Origin of the sequence: Phytoactinopolyspora alkaliphila (genome assembly GCF_010550695.1) — a bacterium.
In the GTDB taxonomy this organism is placed as follows: domain Bacteria; phylum Actinomycetota; class Actinomycetes; order Jiangellales; family Jiangellaceae; genus Phytoactinopolyspora; species Phytoactinopolyspora alkaliphila.
In genome coordinates, this window is sequence record NZ_JAAGOB010000011.1 from 22080 (window position 1) to 41492 (window position 19413).

General features: G+C 66.4%; 18 protein-coding genes. 6 read left to right on the plus strand and 12 right to left on the minus strand.

What is annotated here, in order from left to right; all coding sequences use genetic code 11:
• Positions 1-15 precede the first annotated feature (15 nt).
• Entirely contained in the window at positions 16-1128 is a 1113-nt protein-coding gene (locus G1H11_RS18765) for an SPFH domain-containing protein (protein ID WP_163820132.1), read from the minus strand.
• Between the two features lie 34 nt (positions 1129-1162).
• Positions 1163-1600 (minus strand): NfeD family protein, encoded by a 438-nt coding sequence (locus tag G1H11_RS18770; protein WP_163820133.1) that lies wholly within the window; start codon positions 1598-1600, stop codon positions 1163-1165.
• A 220-nt stretch (positions 1601-1820) separates the two neighbouring features.
• On the opposite strand from G1H11_RS18770, the gene G1H11_RS18775 reads away from it, so the two are divergent.
• From G1H11_RS18775 to G1H11_RS18790, 4 genes are all read left to right on the plus strand, one after another.
• Positions 1821-2129, plus strand: coding sequence for a hypothetical protein (locus tag G1H11_RS18775; RefSeq protein WP_163820134.1), 309 nt, complete (start codon positions 1821-1823; stop codon positions 2127-2129).
• Entirely contained in the window at positions 2126-4090 is a 1965-nt protein-coding gene (locus tag G1H11_RS18780) for a hypothetical protein (RefSeq protein ID WP_163820135.1), read from the plus strand. Before G1H11_RS18775 ends, G1H11_RS18780 begins: the two co-directional genes overlap by 4 nt.
• 10 nt (positions 4091-4100) lie before the next feature.
• Positions 4101-4655: a hypothetical protein gene (locus G1H11_RS18785; RefSeq protein WP_163820136.1), complete on the plus strand. Its 555-nt coding sequence runs from the start codon at positions 4101-4103 to the stop codon at positions 4653-4655.
• A gap of 292 nt (positions 4656-4947) precedes the next feature.
• The gene (locus G1H11_RS18790; protein ID WP_163820137.1) at positions 4948-6312 is read left to right on the plus strand and encodes a hypothetical protein; all 1365 of its coding nucleotides are present in this window, start codon (positions 4948-4950) and stop codon (positions 6310-6312) included.
• Positions 6313-7035: 723 nt separating this feature from the next.
• On the opposite strand, the gene G1H11_RS25950 is transcribed toward G1H11_RS18790, so the two are convergent.
• Entirely contained in the window at positions 7036-7545 is a 510-nt protein-coding gene (locus G1H11_RS25950; protein ID WP_163820138.1) for a MarR family transcriptional regulator, read from the minus strand.
• A 143-nt stretch (positions 7546-7688) separates the two neighbouring features.
• Here G1H11_RS25950 and G1H11_RS18800 point away from each other — a divergent pair, with 143 nt between their 5' ends.
• Positions 7689-8570 (plus strand): dioxygenase family protein, encoded by an 882-nt coding sequence (locus G1H11_RS18800; RefSeq protein ID WP_163820139.1) that lies wholly within the window; start codon positions 7689-7691, stop codon positions 8568-8570.
• Positions 8571-8687: 117 nt separating this feature from the next.
• Here the strand turns inward: G1H11_RS18800 and G1H11_RS27485 are convergent, their stop codons facing one another.
• The 3 genes from G1H11_RS27485 to G1H11_RS18815 all read right to left on the minus strand — a co-directional run bounded on the left by G1H11_RS27485 (position 8688) and on the right by G1H11_RS18815 (position 10792).
• A complete protein-coding gene (locus G1H11_RS27485) occupies positions 8688-8777 on the minus strand; it encodes a helix-turn-helix domain-containing protein (protein WP_163820258.1) in 90 nt (29 codons plus the stop codon).
• Between the two features lie 105 nt (positions 8778-8882).
• Entirely contained in the window at positions 8883-9635 is a 753-nt protein-coding gene (locus G1H11_RS18810; RefSeq protein WP_163820140.1) for a hypothetical protein, read from the minus strand.
• A 44-nt stretch (positions 9636-9679) separates the two neighbouring features.
• Complete coding sequence (locus tag G1H11_RS18815; protein WP_163820141.1) at positions 9680-10792, minus strand: NAD(P)-binding domain-containing protein; 1113 nt, start codon at positions 10790-10792, stop codon at positions 9680-9682.
• A gap of 350 nt (positions 10793-11142) precedes the next feature.
• Here G1H11_RS18815 and G1H11_RS18820 point away from each other — a divergent pair, with 350 nt between their 5' ends.
• A complete protein-coding gene (locus G1H11_RS18820; protein WP_163820142.1) occupies positions 11143-13026 on the plus strand; it encodes a SpoIVB peptidase S55 domain-containing protein in 1884 nt (627 codons plus the stop codon).
• A 64-nt stretch (positions 13027-13090) separates the two neighbouring features.
• Here the strand turns inward: G1H11_RS18820 and G1H11_RS18825 are convergent, their stop codons facing one another.
• The 6 genes from G1H11_RS18825 to gatC all read right to left on the minus strand — a co-directional run bounded on the left by G1H11_RS18825 (position 13091) and on the right by gatC (position 19366).
• Positions 13091-13810 (minus strand): M50 family metallopeptidase, encoded by a 720-nt coding sequence (locus G1H11_RS18825; protein ID WP_163820143.1) that lies wholly within the window; start codon positions 13808-13810, stop codon positions 13091-13093.
• A gap of 126 nt (positions 13811-13936) precedes the next feature.
• Positions 13937-15484, minus strand: a complete 1548-nt coding sequence (locus G1H11_RS25320; protein ID WP_216843917.1) for an LPXTG cell wall anchor domain-containing protein — start codon at positions 15482-15484, stop codon at positions 13937-13939.
• Positions 15485-15814: 330 nt separating this feature from the next.
• Positions 15815-17329: an Asp-tRNA(Asn)/Glu-tRNA(Gln) amidotransferase subunit GatB gene (gene gatB / locus G1H11_RS18835; protein WP_163820144.1), complete on the minus strand. Its 1515-nt coding sequence runs from the start codon at positions 17327-17329 to the stop codon at positions 15815-15817.
• The gene (locus tag G1H11_RS18840) at positions 17329-17547 is read right to left on the minus strand and encodes a hypothetical protein (RefSeq protein ID WP_163820145.1); all 219 of its coding nucleotides are present in this window, start codon (positions 17545-17547) and stop codon (positions 17329-17331) included. Before G1H11_RS18840 ends, gatB begins: the two co-directional genes overlap by 1 nt.
• Positions 17544-19070 (minus strand): Asp-tRNA(Asn)/Glu-tRNA(Gln) amidotransferase subunit GatA, encoded by a 1527-nt coding sequence (gene gatA, locus G1H11_RS18845; RefSeq protein ID WP_163820146.1) that lies wholly within the window; start codon positions 19068-19070, stop codon positions 17544-17546. The genes G1H11_RS18840 and gatA overlap by 4 nt, the downstream gene beginning before the upstream one ends.
• Positions 19067-19366, minus strand: coding sequence for an Asp-tRNA(Asn)/Glu-tRNA(Gln) amidotransferase subunit GatC (gene gatC / locus G1H11_RS18850; protein WP_163820147.1), 300 nt, complete (start codon positions 19364-19366; stop codon positions 19067-19069). The genes gatA and gatC overlap by 4 nt, the downstream gene beginning before the upstream one ends.
• Positions 19367-19413 lie beyond the last annotated feature (47 nt).

Below are 19413 nucleotides of genomic sequence, written 5' to 3' on the forward strand. Positions count from 1 at the left end.
CCAGCACGTCGTCGTTCAGCTCGGGGCGTCGTCGTCAAGACTCCTGTTCGGCCGCCCTTCGGCGGCCGCGGCCTCGGCTTTGGCGTCGCTGACCGCCGCTCTGGCTATCTTGGCGACCTCGTCGGCAGCTTGCGCGGCATCCAGCTCCAGTGGGTCGCCGGAGGTCAGCTGCCGGTCACCGGGCTCGTCGCCGGCCTGGTCGGAAGCTTCCGCCGCCTGGCCGTCGCGAGTCTCGCCCTGCCCGCTCGGCGCCCCCATCCGGGAGTAGTCGCCGAACGCGTCGGTGACCGTCTTCACCGCCTGGGTGAGCTCACCCGGAATGACCCAGAAGGTGTTGTTGTCTCCTTCGGCCAGATGAGGCAGCGTCTCCAGGTACTTGTAGGCCAGCACCTTGGGGTCGGCGTTGTTCTGGTGCACCGCCTGGAAGACACGCTCCACTGCTTTCGCCTCACCGTCGGCGCGGAGGATCGCCGCCTGCTGATCACCCTGGGCTTCGAGAATCTTCTGCTGCTGGGTCCCTTCGGCGGTGAGGATCTTCGCCTGGCGATCACCCTCGGCGTGCAGGATGGCGGCACGTTTGTCGCGCTCCGCCCGCATCTGCTTCTCCATCGCCTCCTTGATGGTGGCCGGAGGGTCGATCGCTTTGATCTCCACCCGGTTGACCCGGATGCCCCATTTGCCCGTGGCGTCGTCCAGCACGTTGCGCAGTTGGGTGTTGATCTCTTCCCGGGAGGTGAGGGTGCGCTCCAGGTCCATGCTCCCGATGACGTTACGCAGGGTGGTGATGGTGAGCTGATCGATCGCCTGGAGGTAGTCGGCGACCTCGTAAGCGGCCGCCCGTGGATCGGTGATCTGGTAATACAGCACCGTGTCGATGTTCACCACCAGGTTGTCCTCCGTGATCACCGGCTGGGGCCTGGAGGAGAACACCTGCTCCCGCACATCGAGCCTGGTGTTGACTCGATCCGCCATCGGCACGATGAAGTTCAGGCCGGGCTGCAGAGTGGTGCGGTAGCGACCGAACCGTTCGATGTTGTATCGGCGTGCTTGCGGCACTACCCGGACCGTGGAAATCACCAGGAATACCATCAAGACCGCCGCGATGATGATCGGCACCAACAGTTCCATTTGTCTCCTCAGCGTTCGTGTCTGCGTTGGATGTTCATGGCAGGAGCTCCCGGGGATAGACGATGGCTGTGGCGCCCTCGATCTCCATCACGTCCACGAATGTCCCCACCGGGATCGACTGGGTCTCGTCGAGCGCGCGGGCGGACCATTCCTCGCCAGAGAGCCGCACCAGGCCTTTCACAGCGGTGACCTCTTGAACGACGACGGCGCTGCGGCCGATGAGCGCGTCCGTACCCTCCCGCACCACGGGTGGCTGAGCCATCTGCCGCCTGGCAATGGGACGCACGATCAGGAGGCCGACGGCACTCGCACCCGCGAAGGCGAGCACCTGCAGCAGCAAACCCGCTCCCAGGCCGGCGACGACCGCCGCCACGAGCGCGGCGGCGGCGAGGAGTCCGAAGGCCAGAGTGAGAGTGAAGAACTCCGCGACACCCAGAGCCGCGGCAATGATCAACCAGGCGATCCATGGCATCGAACCGGCTCCCCTCAGGGCGGGTTGTTTCCCAATCTACCTCGCGCGATGCTGCCAGGCACACCGATCTCGCCGGCCGCCCACGCCGTGCGGACCCGCCCGCGGAGCCGCCTTGGGCCGCTGGGCGGTCCGGGTTCGGATGATCGTCGGCACCGACCCATGTACGCTGTCGTTTCGGTCTTGGTACGCACAAGGAACAACAGCTCCGGAGACTCACGACATGGGTGACGAAGCCGACGACATGCGCCCCAACCCGGCGCACGGGGCCTTGCAGGAACTTCTTGAGTTCGCCGAAGGCCTACGCGATGACATCGCCGAGGCGCTGAACGATGCCCACAGTCTCATGAACGACGACGAGGTCTGGACCGGTCCCACGGTGGCCACGCAGTTCCTCGAGGACCTCGAGTATCGCAAGGACGACCTGCCCGGCCTTGCCGATCAGTTGGTGGAAGACATCCGTGAGGAGCTGGAAAGCACTCCGGAGGAGATCCCCAACACGCACAACTACGGAAACAACGTGCCGGTATGAATGACTACTCGAGCATCAGCGCCGAGGGCATGGGTGAGCTTGTCACCGCCATGCGCCGGGGGCACGGGAAGCTCAGCACAGATCTCGACGACCTGCGCACCAAGATGCGGATCCGCGGAGTCACGTTCCAAACGCTCAGCAGTATCGACACCATCGCCGAGTGGGTGGACGCTCAGCTGCCGGGGCTGGAGCGACGCCGCAACATGGCCGAGGCGCTCACCGGTGATCGGCCCGAAGGCACCATGGTCCAGTTCGACGAGCCGATACCGTTCGACTCCCCGGAGGAAGCCGAGCAGTACGGCCGCGAGCTCGCCCAACAGCTCCTCGAAGACGGCACCATCGACGCCGGCACCTTCGATGAGATGTTCGAGGAGATGGAAGCCTACGTCAACGATCCGGACGTCATGGCCGGCTTCTACCTCGAGCTCGGCCCGGACTACGCTGGGCGGCTTCCCAGTCTTCTGCAGGCTACGGGCTCGGACAACGCGGAGCGATACCTCGAGCTGTTCAGCATCGGCCTCGGCACGGCGCTCAACACCACCGACCACACCAGCTCTTCCTCGGACTACTACAGCGAGTTCTCCGACTTCCGTGAACAGTGGCGGGACGCCCACGATGATCCGGCCCTGTCTTGGGACCGGCTCGCGATGCTGCAGCATGGTGACTTCCCGCCACGCTGGCTCTCCGACGTGGTCCGCAACGCCGTGCTCGAGGACTTCGAGGGCGAGGACTGGGGCGAGATCGACTTCCGCTCCGGCTTCACCCCACGGCTCGGGCTCTCCGAGGACACCCTCGCGCTCGCCTTTAGTGCGCTGGGCAACAACCCCTCGGCCGCCCGTATCGCCCTCGACGAGCAAGGCGGCATCTCCATCGAGGAGTATGTCGAGCGCGTCTACGGCATCCAGCGCAGCAGAGGCACCGGCGACGCCATCACCGAAGCGTTCGGTCAGGCGATCGCGTCCGGCTCCGGAGCCCTCGACGACCCCCCGGACAAAGGATCCCACGCCTCAAGCTTCGCCTTCCAAGCGATCGTCGCGCTGGGGCAGCACGAGGACACCCCCTGGGGAATGCGCGAACCCATGGGACAGATCGCCGCAGCCTACGCCGAGGAACTCCTCGTCGGCTCGTACGCGCACGATGCCACGTTCCGGGGCTCCTCGATGGACATGCCGGAGAACTTCGACCTGCCGCCGGGCATGGACCCCAACTTCTTCCTCAGCCCCGAGGACGTCTACCGGTTCCTGCACGGATTCGCCCACGACGACAGGTACTCCGCCGATTTCGACGCCGCGGTCCAGGACCTGTACGAGACGCTGCCCGCGCAAGCGCTCGAGGCCGACCTGGCCGCCACTGGCGCCGGGGACCTGGACCCGGAGAACTTCGAGGCAGCTCTGCGGATGTTCGGGACGCTCTCCGGGCTCCAATACCAGGCCCAGCGCGAAGTCCGGGGCGACGAGTTCGACGAGGAGGAGGCGTTCAAGGCGAACATGGCGTTCGGCGGTTCCGCCGTCCTGACGTTGCTTCCGGTGAGCCCCAAGGGGATCCTGGACCTCGGATGGAAGGTCACCCAGGTGGTCACCGCGGGCTCGCTGAACGAGTGGGCGGCCAGCGGGACCGATCCGCGCGACGAGCTCGACGCTCTGAACATCCAGGCCGGGGTCCTGCATCGGTACCTCATCGCCGAAATGATGATCGATGCAGGCTATCCCACCACCCAGGACATCCCGCCGGACCTGCTGGACGAGAACGGCAACCTGCGTGACCCGGTGGAGATCTCCGAGGATCTCAGCGACGGTGGTCTGGCCGAGCAGTTCGTCAATTGGACGGACAGCGCCAACGAGATCGACCCGGACCACCCGAACACGAGGCCGTTCGACAACAAGTTCGACTCCGGATGGGACGCCATCGGCAACGGCCGCGGCGACGTCGCGGAGCAGATCGTCAACAACGTCGATTGGTAGGGATGAACCAGTGAGAGACCGCCGGCTCCGCTCCGGCATGCTTGCGATGGGAACAGGCGTCGTCATGCTTGTCGCCGCTGGATGTGGCGGTTCCGAGGCGGACGACGTCGACCTGGATCAAGCCGGAACGGCTCTGAACGACGACGGCGCGGCGATCATCGAGGAGTTCCGGACCGACGAGCCGCGGATGGGCGAGGTCACGGCCGAGACGGTCGTCGACGACGCCACCACGGACCACGAGTGCGCCGACGGCGTGCAGCGCGTCTGGCACACCGACTTCACGCTGGTGTGGCCCGGGGATCCGGCCGACGCCGACACGGTCGACACGTACTTCGACGGCACCACCGACTTCGTGGCCGGACGGTTCCGCGATCTCGGCTACGAGACCGAGTCGCAAGAGCTCGGCGACGGGGACCAACCCCGTTCCGCGATCTTCCGTCGAGCCGACGACGACGTCACCGTGAAGTTCACCGTCGATTTCCGGCTCGCTGCGGAGCAAGGCGACGCCGAAACGGTCAGCGCGGACTTCAGTGTCGTCGGTTCCACGTCCTGTGTCGAGTCGTAGCTTCCAGCCCGCCGAGTGAACGATGTGATATCGGACGCCCCGGCCTTGTGGAAGCTCGTGGCCGTTCACCGGGTCGCGCCTTCATCGCCTCTGTCGTCACCGCGAGACGACCCATGAGATGTTCAGAGTCACAGTCCGAACACCGCATGAGGTGGAGGGATAAGGACCGACGCTAAGCAGGGCGTCGGATAATTGCCTTTCCTCAGCTCTACCGAAATCCGATGAGAACCGGTATGTTGCACCGGACACGGGTGGAGTTCCGGGCAATGAGGTTTCCGGAGGGGGAACAGGCATGGCAGACAGACCCACATTTCTCGAATCAGGCGAGCAAGCCCGGCTCATTCCGGTCGCCGCGGATTCATCAAGGGAGACACGAGCTGTCTCCATCCTGTTGGCCGCGATGATGAGTGTGCCTCCTTTCGCGCTGACCATGCTCCAGCAACTCGGGCAGCGTGTAGGTACCCGTTCGAGTCTTCTTGGCTTCACGGAGGTCGTGTTCACTCGTAACGGAGACCAAGCAAAGACACGCCCGGACGGACTCTTAGTGTTCGACGGGGGGCGTGGTCGACAATGGAACTGCCTGGTAGAGGCGAAGATCGGCCGGGCGGAGATTGAACCGGAGCAGATCACCAAGTATGCGAATCTCGCGCGCACCAATGGCATTACTGCACTACTCACGATCTCCAACCAATTCGTCGCCACGCCAACGCACAGTCCTGTCCGCCTACCCAAGAGCGTTCTCAAGGGTGTGGAGCTGTTTCATTGGTCATGGATGTCCATCGTCACCAATGCCATGCTCTTACTCAACGAGCACAAGTTCGAGCGGCCCGAACAGCGGTTCATCCTCAACGAGATGGTCCGCTACTTCTCGCACCCCACCGTGACTGTTTCATCGTTCGATCGCATGAATCCGGAGTGGAAGGAACTTAATGCCAAGGTCCAGTCAGGTGCACGACTCTCGAGATCGTCACCTGAAGTCGAGCGGAGCGTGGCAGCTTGGCATCAGGAAAGTCGCGACCTCTGCTTGTTGATGAGCCGAAGGCTGAACCGGACAGTGCGGCAGCGGCTGAGCAAGTCACACGTGAATGACCAGGTGACGCGACTGAAAGACGACAGCGACAGCTTGATCGCGCGGCACGCTCTCTCATGTGCGTTCGACGTCCCAGATGCCGCGTCACCACTTCAGGTCGTGGCAGACCTCCAACGCAGATGCGTCTCCGTATCGATGGTTCTCAGTGCTCCGCGTGACAAACAACGTGCTTCGAGCAGGATCAACTGGGTCCTTCGGCAACTGGCCAAAACCGACCCGGCTGGTATTCATGTCCGTGCGTCTTGGCCCGGCCGCGCACCAGACACTCAAGCTACTCTTGCCGACCTGCGAGAAGATGCGAGCTTGCTAGAGGGAGAGAACAAATCGCTCGCGCCGACACAGTTCGAGGTGCTACTCATCCGCGACCTGGCAGGTAAGTTCAGCGGCTCACGTACATTCGTGGAACTGCTTGAGGAAGCCGTGCCGCACTTCTACGAGCAGGTAGGCGAGCGCGTCCGTGGCTACGTGGCGCCACCGCCGAAGCTGCGGCGCGCGGAACCTGAGGTGGAGACTCAGATCGAACCCGAAGCCCCCATCGCGGCACTGCCGGAGCCCGCGGACCCCTGAGCGACAGGGCGAAGCACGCCTGACGACCGCCCCGGCCCCCTGGCCTCGTGGAAGCTCGTGGCCGTTCACCGGGAGCATGTGGAAGCTTCTTGCCGCCAGGGTGCCATGTGGAAGCTTGTGGCGGTCCGCCTCAACCATGTGCAAGCTCGTGGCCGCCGCGCCTATGCCCCAAGGACCCGTGCAGGGCGCTGACGGGAAGGTGAGCGTCACCGTCGCACTTCACCCGGGCGCCCGGCGATCTCCATCGTTCCGCCGTGGGAATGAACGACCTCCTCGACCAGGACCAGGCCCAGCCCAAGCCGGTGACCCGCATCGGTCGCGGCGGGTCCCCCGCCGGAATCGCTGTGTGAGCTCCGCGGCGACTGCGGCGTCCAGTCACTCGCCCGTATCGGCCACGATCAACCGGACCGTGTCGGCACCGCCGTTAAGACTGACAGTCACCGTCCCGCCCGATTGACGTGCCCGAACGAGTTGTGGACCAGCGCGGAAATGGCACGGCGTAGCGCACTCGGCGCTCCGGTGATGACGTGGCGCGTGGCTCGATCCGTATCCGCGACGAGGCCGAACCCGGCCTGTCCGCTGTTCCGGCCAAGGACCGTTTGATGTCGGCGGTCGTCTGATCCAGGCCGACGGGCTGTCCCGCGTCGGGGCGATGCCGCATCTCGGCCGAGAGCAAAGGTCGTTGACGATATCCATCGGTACTCTCGCGGCGCACATGGTGCCTTAGCGGTCACCTCGGCCGTCCGGGGCTAGCCGGTCGTGGATGTTGCGGCCGATGTCGCGGACTTGCGCGATCTGTTCCGGAGTCAGCACGTCGAAGACGAGCGACCGAACGGCTTCGACATGGCCGGGAGCAGCGGCGACCACCTTCGCCATGCCCTCGGCGGTGAGGGTGGCGTTGGTGTAGCGGGCGTCGTCAGAGCGCGGTTCACGGCGGACCCAGCCACGCCGCTCCAGCCGTTTGACCACATGCGACAACCTCGACGACGAGCCGTTGGCCAGCCCGGCGAGCTCACTCATGCACAACGCCTGCTCCGGTGCCTCAGACAGTGCTGAGAGAACGGCGTACTCGAAGTGGCTGAGATCGGCGTCACGCTGCAACTGACTCTCCAGCGCGGCCGGCAGCCGGATCAGCACCGCGGCGAACGCCCGCCAGGCCTCCTGCTCATCGGGAGTGAGCCAGCGCGGCTCGGCAGCGGAACCGTCGGTGTCCGCGAGGTGGGTACTGGTCACCACCCCAGTTTACGGCAATGACTTGACGGTTCAAGCGATTCGGCCTATCGTTTAATTGAAGCTTCAATTATTCTCCCAGACGCGATTCTCCCGGTGGTGCCCGAACCGGGTCCCGTCAGGACGTCACCCGGAAAGGAACGCATGTGAATCCCCGGTCCGACACGGCGGTGCCAGGCGGCGCGTTCGACGAGTTCGTCGGGGGCGCGGTGTCGATCAGCAACGCTCAGCGCCGCTGGACGCCCGACGACGGACCTCTTCCCGCGCTGTACATCAGCCACGGAGCGCCACCACTGTTCGACGACGGGCCGTGGATCAGTGAGCTCTTCGGCTGGTCTCAGACGTTGCCGAAGCCGCGCGCGGTGCTCATCGTCAGCGCGCACTGGGAGTCGGCTCCGCTCGCGCTCTCGGCGTCGGCCGCTCACACGCCGCTCGTGTACGACTTCGGCGGGTTCCACCCTCGGTACCACCAGATGACCTACCCGACGCCCGACGCCGGTAACCTCGCCCGCCAGGTGGCCGCACTGATGCCGGACGGCGAGCGGGTGCACGAACACGGCAGCCGCGGGCTGGATCACGGGGCGTGGGTTCCGCTGAAGGTAATGTACCCGCTCGCCGACGTCCCGGTGCTACAGCTGAGCATGCCCACCCATGGTCCGGGCAAGCTCCTTGAGCTGGGACGACGACTGCACCCACTGCGGGAGGAAGGCGTCCTCGTGATCGGCTCCGGGTTCATGACCCACGGCCTGCCGTACCTCACCCGCGAGATGGCCGTGCACAATCACCCGCCGTCGTGGTCGTCGGACTTCGACGCATGGGCGGCCGACGCCCTGGCCCGCGGCGACGTCGACACGCTCGCCGCGTACACGTCCAAGGCGCCGGGAATGCCCTACGCACACCCCACCGTCGACCACTACATCCCGCTGTTCATCACGCTTGGAGCGGCGACGGACGCCGAGCAGCCGGTGAGCACCACCATCGAGGGCTACATGATGGGCCTGTCGAAGCGGTCCTTCCAGGTGAGCTGACCGGCCTACTGCGGGACGAACATCACGGCGTCCCCGACCACCCGCGTGCCATTGCCCTCGTCGGAGATCCCGGCTGATCCACGGAGTAATCAGTGCTCTGGCCGCCATGCCACACCGTCAGCTTGGCATTGGTGGCCCGTCGTGGGCCGGGAGCAGCAGGGAGACAAGCGATCGCGAGACGCCGGCAAGCCGGGCGACGTCCTTGATAGTGGACGCGCGCTACTCGTCACGCGCTCACGATCCGGCTCGGGCATCGGTGGGTGTCAGCCACCAATTCTGCCCGAGAATCCGCCGGCGACGCTCTCGCGTGGTTCAGCTGAACAATGAGACGCGGCCCTCGGTGATGAACAGGCGACGTGCTTTCTGCCTGGCGGAGGGGTCTCGACGCATTACGCAGACGAACGACTCGGGGGTCTCACCGGCCAGCTCCCGGAGTGCGGGCGATCCTGCGAGCAGGCTCTGGATCAGCACAGACTGTGGTTCCAGGCGCCGGACGGCCCCGGATCGGTCGGTCAGGCATCCGTGGTGGCTGACGTAGACCTCACACGAGCACGCGGACGGCGCCCCAGTTTCGTGCCGCACCGGAAATCGGTCAGCAGGGAGGGCAGTGCGGTCGTAGTTCGGCTCCGTGGCGTCCATCGCCCTCAGCTGCGAGGTATCCAGCCACACGACAACGAGCCTCGACGTCTCCCCTGGCGCGGCCACGGGCGTGGCCGGGACGTACCCGGGCCGGCTGACGTGTGCCGAGACGCCCGGCGCCAGATTGCCCACGTCCACCGCGGTGATCGGCAACACCAGCCGCCGTGGCGGCTGAGCGGGCAGCTTGCGCCGGAGCTGAGCCGGGGATGCGTTGGACCCCACCGCCAGCACCGGCGTCCGCTCGGACAGCGGCACGCCGCCCTCAACCCGGAGAAGTCCGTCCAGTTCCGCGGCATTTACCTGGTGGAACGCGTCGCCGAGGATGACACCCGTACCCGGCACCGGGCGGCCAGGGTAGGTCAGGGGTTCCGACTGGGGATCGCGCTCGCCTCCCGAACCGTCGAGATGCCGCGTGTCCCGCACCATGCTGCCTCAGAGCTCGCCTCTCACACCGGGAATCCTTGCGGTGATCATGCTCCCACAATGGCGATCGCGGCTGACACGGCCCGCAAGGCCGATCGGACCTCGAGCGCGGCCGCGCGGCCCGCCCGGTTGGCGCCCACCGTGCTCGCCGACGGCCCGTATCCCACCAGGTGCACGCGTGGCTCGGCCACGACGCGGGTCCCGTCCATCCGGATGCCGCCACCGGGTTCGCGCAACTTCAGCGGCGCAAGATGATCGAGAGCCGCACGGAAACCGGTGGCCCAGATGATCACGTCCGCGTCGGCTGATCGGCCGTCATCCCACCGCACGCCATGCGAGAGGATTCGCTCGAACATCGGGTGCCGCTCCAGCACGCCCTTGGCGAGCGCTGCCTCGACCACGGGCGTGTATCCGAGGCCCGTGACGTGGACCACGCTCTCCGGTGGCAGTCCGGCACGGACCCGCTCGTCGACCTGGGCGATCACCCGCCGGCCGAAGTCCTCGGTGAACTCTTCTCGGTAGAACGTCGGCGGGCGGCGTGTCACCCAGGTTGTGGACGCGGCCACGTCGGCGATCTCGGAGAGGATGTGCGTCGCTGAGTGACCACCGCCCACCACCACGACCCGTTGGCCGGCGAACTCCGCCGGGCCTCGATACTCCGCGGAATGCAGCTGGCGACCGGCGAACTCGGCCGAGCCCGGATAGTACGGCCAGTACGGTCGGGTCCATGTTCCGGTGGCGTTGATGACGGCCCGTGCCGTCCAGATTGCGGTGCCGGTTTCCACGACGAGCCGGCCGTCGTCGCCGGGGCGGACGGCTCGAACCTCCACCGGCCGCTGCACGGGCAGGTCGTATCGGCGCTCGTAGTCTCCGTAGTACGCGCCGACGACCTCGGCCGCGGGCCGTGTGGCGACGGACGTGTCCGGCGACCAGCGGGTGCCCGGAAGCTGGAAGACGCCGTGGACCTTCTCCATCGTCAGGCTCGGCGAGCGCTCCCGCCAGGCGCCGCCGGGCGCGCCGCCGGAGTCGAGGACCACGAATCCGGCTCCGGACGTCAAGCCCAGACGTTTGAGGTGATAAGCGCTCGACAGGCCGGCCTGACCGGCGCCGATCACCACCACATCAGTCTCGCCCACACCTCGAAGCGCTCTCATGTTCATGTCAACGGCGCTAGGCGCCACCCGCATCCCACCATCGACGCGAGGTACCTCACAATGGTTAGCCGGCCTCTCGCAGACGCTGTCATCGTGGTGGATGTTCAGCACCACGGTCAGGCCATGGGCGAGCACACGCTCGACAGCCGCCTCGACCGGTTCGCGTAGAAATGATCGATCTCGAATGGGTTTCGTGTCGTCGGCACAGTGGGACCACCTCGCCAATAGCCAAATTACCGGAGCCCCCGAGTGGAGTGGATTGTGGCGTTTCGATTGCCGCCGCATTGTTCGAATGCTTGTATGGCGTCCAGGTGAATTCACGCCACGTCTACCTACCTTATGCCGACGGGATATCCATGACCTTTTCCACCTTTCTTCCTCTATTCCGACGCCGGTTCGCGGCTGCGAGTACCGTCGTCGCCGGCTGCGCGGCACTGCTCGCCGGCGGGCTGCCCGCGGCGACGGCCGCCTCACCTGACGCGGCAACGCCACCGGGGAGGACCGTCGCACACCAGGACCCGTGCCCGGAACCGTTCCCACTCGACGAGGTGACCGAAGGCATGTCGGCCACCGGGCGCACCGTCGAGAAGGGTACGGAGCCGGAGCCCTTCACCGCCACCGTCGTGGGCGTCGTCGACGGCGGGATCTCCCCGGACCTCGACCTGATCATTGTCGAGACCAGCTCACCGGCGATCGACCGGGCGGGCGGCATCTGGGCCGGTATGTCCGGATCCCCGGTGTACACCGATGACGGCCGTCTGCTCGGCGCGGTCGCGTACGGCCTGTCGGCCGCGCCGTCGAATATCGCCGGGTTGACGCCTGCCGCCGCGATACATGACCTGTCCACGCGATCCGCGGTGACGGCCACCGGCTCCGCGCACGACGCCGCGGCCGCGGTGGAGCTTCCGGAGCACATCCAGGGTGAACTGGTGGCCAGCAGCGTCGCGACCGCATCCGAGGTACGGTCTGGCATGCGTGTGCTCCCCGTGCCCATGGCCGTGTCCGGCCTGTCCGCGAGCCGCCTGGACTCGTTCTCTGAGCGGCTGGGCGAGCGTCTGCCCGAGGCCCGCGCCTTCCCTGCCGGAGCGGCCCGAACCGATGCGGAGGGCTCTGCCGATGAGATCGTTCCCGGCGGCAATTTCGCCGCCGCGCTTTCCTACGGTGACGTGACCGCGGCGGGCATCGGCACGACGACGACCGTGTGCGAGGACAGCGTCGCCGTGGCGTTCGGCCATCCGTACCTGTGGTCCGGCTCGTCGTCGATGAGCGTGCACCCGGCGAGCGCCGTGTTCGTCCAGCGCGACGACGCGATGGGCTCGTACAAGGTCGCCAACCCGGGCGGCGTAGTGGGCACACTCGACCAGGACCGGCTCGCCGGCATCCGCGGCAAGCTCGGCGAGGGACCGGCCGTGGTCCCAGTGACGTCGTCGATCTCCCCCGGCGGCGCGGACGGTGTCCGCGAGGGCAGGACCGAGGTCACCATGGCCGACGCCCTGCCGGACCTGGCGTCGTCGCACGCACTGGCGAATCTCGATGCCGTCTTCGACGCCGTGGGTCCGGGTACCGCTCATATGGGGTGGCTGATCGACGGCGTGCGAGCCTCGGGTGAACCATTCACGGTCGAGGTGGAGAACATGTACGCCAGTCGCTACGACATCGCCTTCGATGCCGTCTTCGACTCGTTCGACCAGATTCTGGCGATCCAGGAGAACGAGTTCGAAGAGGTCGAAATCCTTGCCGTCGAGTACACGGGCTCGGTGTCGGATACGTTCCAGCGCTACACCGTGTCGTCGGTCCAGGTCCGGCAGGACGACGGCGAGTTCGCACCGCCGCCCGCATCCGGGCCGCTGCAGGTGAAAGCGGGAGGAACCGTCGATGTCCACGTCACGCTCCTTCCGTACCAGGGCAAGGGCGACACGCGCGAGGTCGAGCTATCGGTGGAGGTGCCGGATGACGCGGCCGGTGCGTTCGGCTGGTTCAGCGTTTCCGGCGGCCCCAGCAAGGACGTCTCGGAGGAGCCCGGAGAAGAAGCGGCCGACGGCGCCACGGACGAGAACGCCGGTTTCGACGAGCTGCTCACAGACCTGGAAGACCTGCTGCCCAACAACACGGTCACGGCTACGCTGCACGTGGAAGAGGAGTCCGAGGACGGTTTCGAGCTGCGGCAGCGCTCGGACCGGGTGACCGTCGACCACGTGGCGACCGGGCACCACGAGTTCTCCGTGGCGGTCTCCCCGTAACCGTGGCCTCCTCCCCTTGATCATTGGCCGTCGCTGCCCCTGGAGTGTGCAGGATCGCCGATGATCATGGGGAGAGTTCGGCGGCGGTGAGCACCGTCGTCACTCCGTACCAGGAACACACGGCGATCACGACCAGGAAAGTGAACAGCCAGAACACCCCTGGGAGCACCCGGCTTCGCCGTCCCAGCATGTAGGCGTCGGAGCGGTGCACGCCTCGCCGGGTCAGGTGGCTGCGGGTCACCGCCCACCATCCCCGCACCGAGCCCACGATCAGCAGCCAGGCGAACGCGAACACCACGGCGTTCTGCACCCAGGCCTCGCCGTACCACGCCACCAACCCGAGGAACGCGCCGGTGGCGACGACGACGCCCACCGTATGCCAGCTGCGCGAAAGCAGAAACGTCAGAGTCAGACCGACGACGAGGACCCACAAGGCGACCTGCGCCCAGCCCTCAGACACGGCCCACATCAGCCCGGCGCCGGCGACGGCGGGAGCCGGGTATCCCCACCACAGCGTCCACAGCACCCGGAACGTGCCTTTGCCTGCGAAATTCGTGGCACCCGACATGTCATTGTTCACGGTGATGCCGTGCAGCCGGTAGCCGGCGACGAGAGCCGCCAGGGCGTGCCCGATCTCATGCACGATGGTGACCGGATAGCCGATCACGTTCCATGTCGAGCGGTGCACGGCCAGCCCGATCGCCACTAGTCCGACCGCGACGATCTGTTCCTGCGGCATCGAGGCCAGGGTCTCGTCGAGCCGGAAGTCGTTCAGGGTCCGCACCGGGCGACCCTACCCCGAGGTGTGCCCGCCTCACACGACCGCCCACGAGAAGCCGATCATGGGCGAACAGGCCGTCCGCGAGAGCGATGACGGCAGTCCGCCCATGATCGACACGATGGTGCCCTGTTACAAGCGGGCGAAGCCCTTCCGGCGCATGGTGATCGCCGCCGCGCCGCCCGCGAGGAGAAGCAGCGTCGCCACGGTCAGGAACTGCACCGAACCGGTACCGGTGTCGGGAAGCATCTCGCCACCATCGGCGTCGGCATCCACATCCGCATCCACGCCGATGCCCGCATCGACATCCGCATCCACGTCGGCGCCCGCGTCTGCATCGACGCCCGCGTCCACATCGACGTCAGCGTCCACGTCGGCATCGACATCAGCGTCCACGTCCGCATCCACGTCAGCATCGACATCAGCGTCGACATCCGCATCCACGTCGACATCCGCATCGACCTCGGCGTCCACATCAGCATCGACATCGACATCGGTGTCCACGTCCGCATCCACGTCGGCATCGACATCCGCGTCAGCGTCCACATCCGCGTCGACATCGACGTCAGCATCCACGTCAGCGTCGACATCCGCATCCGCGTCGACATCGACGTCAGCATCCACGTCAGCGTCCACATCCGCGTCCACGTCGACATCGTCCTGGGCGGCGTTGCAGGCCGAGTAGTACGCCTCCTGCCCCGTCGTCAGGAGGTTGACCGGGCCCTGCCACAACCACGGCAGCACACACGCGTTGTTCAGGATGTTGATGCCCTCCGAGCTGCCCGAGCCACCACCGTTGCATGCCGAGTAGTACGCCTCCTGGCCCTCCGTCAGCACGTTGAACGGGCCCTGCCACAACCACGGCGCCACACATGCGTTGTTCAGGATGTTGATGCCCTCGGCACTCATGGTGCCGTCACTGTTACAGGCCTCGTAGTGGCCGGTCTGGCCTTCGGTCAGGAAGTTCAGCGGACCCTGCCAGAACCACGGCGCGGCACACAGATTGTTGCCGATGTTGATGGCCGGGAGCGCGCTCTCGTCCACGGCTTCGGCATCGGTGACCTCGACTACCGTCCCGTCGCTGTTGCAGGCGACATAGTGGGCCTCCTGGCCCTCGGTGAAGACGTTCGCCGGCCCCTGCCACAGCCAGGGCAGCAAGCAGGCGTTGTTCAGGATATCGATACCGGCTTCGTCCGACACCGCATCCGTGTTGCAGACGACGTAGTACGCCTCGTTGCCACCGGTGGCGAGGTTGATCGGCCCCTGCCACAGCCACGGCGCTGCGCACGAGTCGTTCAGGATGCTAATGCCCTCGGCGTTGGCGCCGGCCCCGGCGGAGCCATTGCAGGCTTCGTACGAGCCAGTCTGGCCTTCGGTCAGGACATTGAACGGCCCCGGCCAGAACCATGGCAGCAGACACAGGTCGTTCCCGATGTTCACATCGGGAAGATCCAGTCCGTCCAGCAGGTCCAGCGCACCGATCACGTCGGCGGAATCAATGGTTTCAAAGCCGGCGGGCGGGGCTTCGTCCGACTGCTCGAACGTGGGGACGTCGGCGGTGAAGTTCTCCGGCTCCACCGTTCCTTGCGTCGCCATTCCCGCCGCACCGGTCAGGCCCATGCCGACGGATACGGCGACAACGCCCATTCCGGACACGACCCCGCGGAACAACCTGTTCACACGAATCTCCTCTGGTGTATGGGAATACCGCGGCAAAATATCGCCGCCAGGGAGAACAATTGACCAGGCCGTTGAGACTGTCAAGCAATTTCACTACTAGTCATACGTTTGTCGTCATAGTGGGTCCGCCCGGGGCCGGACGAATATGCGTGGCTCATCCGAGGTCACCTCTGAGGTGATCTGCACTGCCCGGTCGTAGAGATACGGCGAAACCACCATCAGACCCGGTACATCCAAATGATCATGTAAACCATGTTTTCTCGTGCTTCACCATGCCTGCAGGCATGGTGAAGCACGAGAAAACATGGTTTACATGATCATTTAGGACGGTCACGCCGTAAGGCGCTGCACGATCAATTCCCGCACCCGCTTGGCGTCAGCCTGCCCGCGCGTCGCCTTCATCACCGAGCCGATCAGCGCGCCGACCGCCCCCATGTTGCCGCCGCGGATCTTCTCCGCGACATCGGGCATCGCCGCGATGGCGTCATCGACGGCCGACGCCAGGGCGGACTCGTCGGAGACCACGGCCAGACCTCGAGCCGCCACGACCTCGTCGGGCGAGCCCTCCCCGGCCAGGACGCCCTCAACCACCTGCCGAGCCAGCTTGTCGTTGAGGGCTCCGTCGTTGATGAGCTCTTCGACCCGAGCCACCTGAGCCGGAGTGATGCCGGACTCCTCCACGCCGACGCCTCGTTCGTTGGCGGTACGCGCGATCTCGCCGAGCCACCACTTCTTCGCGCCCGCGGCGTCGGCACCGGCCGCAATGGTCTCGGCGACCAGTCCGAGCGCACCCGCGTTGACGACGTCGCGCATCTCCAGGTCCGTGAAGCCCCACTCGGACTGCAGCCGGGCCCGCCGCGCGGCAGGCGGCTCCGGCAGCGTGCCGCGCAACCGCTCGACCCAGTCCCGCGACGGGGCGACCGGGACCAAGTCCGGTTCGGGGAAGTAGCGGTAGTCCTCCGCTTCCTCCTTGACCCGCCCGGGTGTGGTCTCGCCAGTGTCCTCGTGCCAGTGACGTGTCTCCTGGACGATCTTCTCACCGGCGTCGAGGACCGTGGCCTGCCGCCGGATCTCGTAGGTGACCGCGCGCTCGACGGAACGCAACGAGTTCACGTTCTTCGTCTCGGTCCGTGTACCGAGCACCGTGGCGCCACGTGGCTTGAGCGACACGTTGGCGTCGCAGCGCATCTGGCCCAGCTCCATCCGGGCCTCCGACACCCCGAGGGCCCGGATCAGCTCACGCAACTCCGTGACGTAGGCACGAGCCACGGCGGGCGCCAGCGCCGGATCCACCTCGATCGGCTTCGTGACGATCTCGATCAGTGGGATACCAGCACGGTTGTAGTCCAGCAGCGAGTGGCTCGCCCCGTGAATCCGCCCGGTGGCGCCGCCGACGTGCAGGGACTTCCCGGTGTCTTCCTCCATGTGTGCGCGCTCGATACCGATACGGAACACCTGTGCGCCGTCGGCCGTGTCGACGGTGACCTCGGTCCAGCCGTCGAAGGCGATCGGCTCGTCGTACTGGGAGATCTGGTAGTTCTTCGGCATGTCCGGATAGAAGTAGTTCTTCCGGGCGAAGCGGCAATGCTCCGCGATGGTGCAATTCAGCGCCAGTCCGATCCGGATCGCCGACTCTACGGCCATCTGGTTCACCACGGGCAGCGAGCCGGGAAATCCCAGGCAGGTGGGGCAGACCTGCGTGTTCGGCTCGGCGCCGAACGCCGTCGAACAGCCGCAGAACATCTTGGTGACAGTGCCGAGCTCGACATGCACCTCCATGCCCATGACCGGGTCGAACCGCGCGATGACGTCCTCGAAGGTGGGTAGAGCGATCGCCGTGGACATCAGGAGTCGTCCCCCAGCTCCACCATGCGCGAACGGTCATCTCCACCGCGGACGTCACGCACGACGATCGCGACGGTGACGGCGATCGAGGCGGCGGCCAGCCCGGCGTCGAGCATCTTCAGCTTGTCGCCCTCGTGCTTCGCCTTGGTGAAAGCCTTCATGGCAGCGGTGGCCGAGAAGACACTGCCGACGATCCGAATGATCTGTTTGGCGTTCATCGCCGTTCCTCCAACTCGGGGGCTTTGTTCAGCAGATACCCGCCCCACTCCGAGACAAGCGCCTGCTCCAGCGCCGCACCCACCCGGTACAGCCGGTGGTCGCCCAGCACCGGAGCCATGACGTGCAGTCCGACCGGCAGGCCGTCCTCGTCGGCGAGGCCGCACGGGAAAGATGCGGAGGCATTGCCCGCGAGGTTGCTCGGGATGGTGCACAGGTCGTTCGTGTACATGGCCAGCGGATCGTCGACCTTCTCCCCGATGGGGAATGCCGTGGTGGGCGTGGTCGGCGAGACGAGGACGTCGACCTTCGCGAAGGCGGCCTCGAAGTCGCGGCTCACCAAGGTCCTGACCTTCTGGGCCTGGCCATAGTAGGCGTCGTAGTAGCCCGAGGAAAGTGCGTAGGTGCCGAGAATGATCCGTCGTTTGGCCTCCGCGCCGAACCCCACCCCGCGGGTGATGTTCATGACCTCCTCGGCGCCACGGCTGCCGTCGTCGCCGACCCGCAGCCCGAACCGCATCGCGTCGAAGCGGGCCAGGTTGGACGATACCTCGCTCGGCATGATCAGGTAATACGCAGGCAACGCGTATGTGAAATTCGGGCAGGAGACCTCGACGACCTCCGCGCCGAGCTTGCCGAGCAACTCGACGGCCTCGGCGAAGCGCGCCTCGACACCGGCCTGGTAGCCGTCCCCCCCGAGCTCCTTCACCACACCCACCCGCAGGCCGGCGAGGTCACCGTGGGCACCCTGCCGGGCGGCGGCGACGACGTCCGGGACGGCCTCATCGATGCTGGTGGAGTCCAGGGGGTCGTGTCCGGCGATGACGCTGTGCAGCAGCGCGGCGTCCATGACGGTACGCGCACACGGTCCAGCCTGGTCGAGGCTGGACGCGCAGGCGATCAGCCCGTACCGGCTGACGCCGCCATAGGTGGGCTTGACGCCGACGGTTCCGGTGACGGCGGCGGGCTGCCGGATAGATCCGCCGGTGTCGGTGCCGATGGCCAGCGGCGCCTCGAACGCCGCGAGAGAAGCCGCCGATCCGCCGCCGGAACCACCCGGGATCCGGTTCAGGTCCCACGGATTGCGAGTCGGTCCGAACGCGGAGTTCTCCGTCGACGAGCCCATGGCGAACTCGTCCAGGTTGGTCTTGCCGAGGATGACGATGCCGGCGTCTCGCAACTTGGCGGTGACGGTGGCGTCGTAGGGAGGCTGCCAGCCTTCCAGAATCCGCGAACCCGCGGTGGTCGGCATGTCGGCCGTGGTGATGACGTCTTTCAGGGCCAGCGGGACGCCGGCGAGCGGGCCGAGCGGCTCGCCCGCCGCCCGCTTCGCATCGACCGCCGCCGCGGCCGACAACGCACCATCCTGATCGACGTGCAGAAAGGCGTGCACCCCCGGTTCTGCGTCCACGGCGGCGATGCGCTCGAGGTGCGCCTGGGTGACTTCCACAGCGCTGACCTCGCCCGAGGCTATCGACGCCGCGAGCTCTTCAGCGCTGCGGCGCACCAGTCCCTGATCGGTCACTGCTCTTCTCCCAGGATCTGCGGCACCCGGAACCGGCCGTCCTCGGCCTCGGGCGCCCCGGCCAGCGCGGCGTCGGCGGTCAGTCCAGGACGAAGGACGTCCTCACGGAAGACGTTGGTGACGGGCAATGCGTGCGACGTGGGCGGTATGTGGTCAGCCGCGACCTCGGACACCTGCGCGACCGCGCCGATGATCTGGTCGAGCTGACCGGCGAGGTGCTCGAGCTCGTCGGGCTCGAGATCGAGGCGAGCGAGGCGCGCCAGGTGGGCTACCTCGTCGCGGCTGATCGAGGACATATGAGTGCTGCTCCTACGTCGACGTTGATGACTCTGACGCTCTGGGA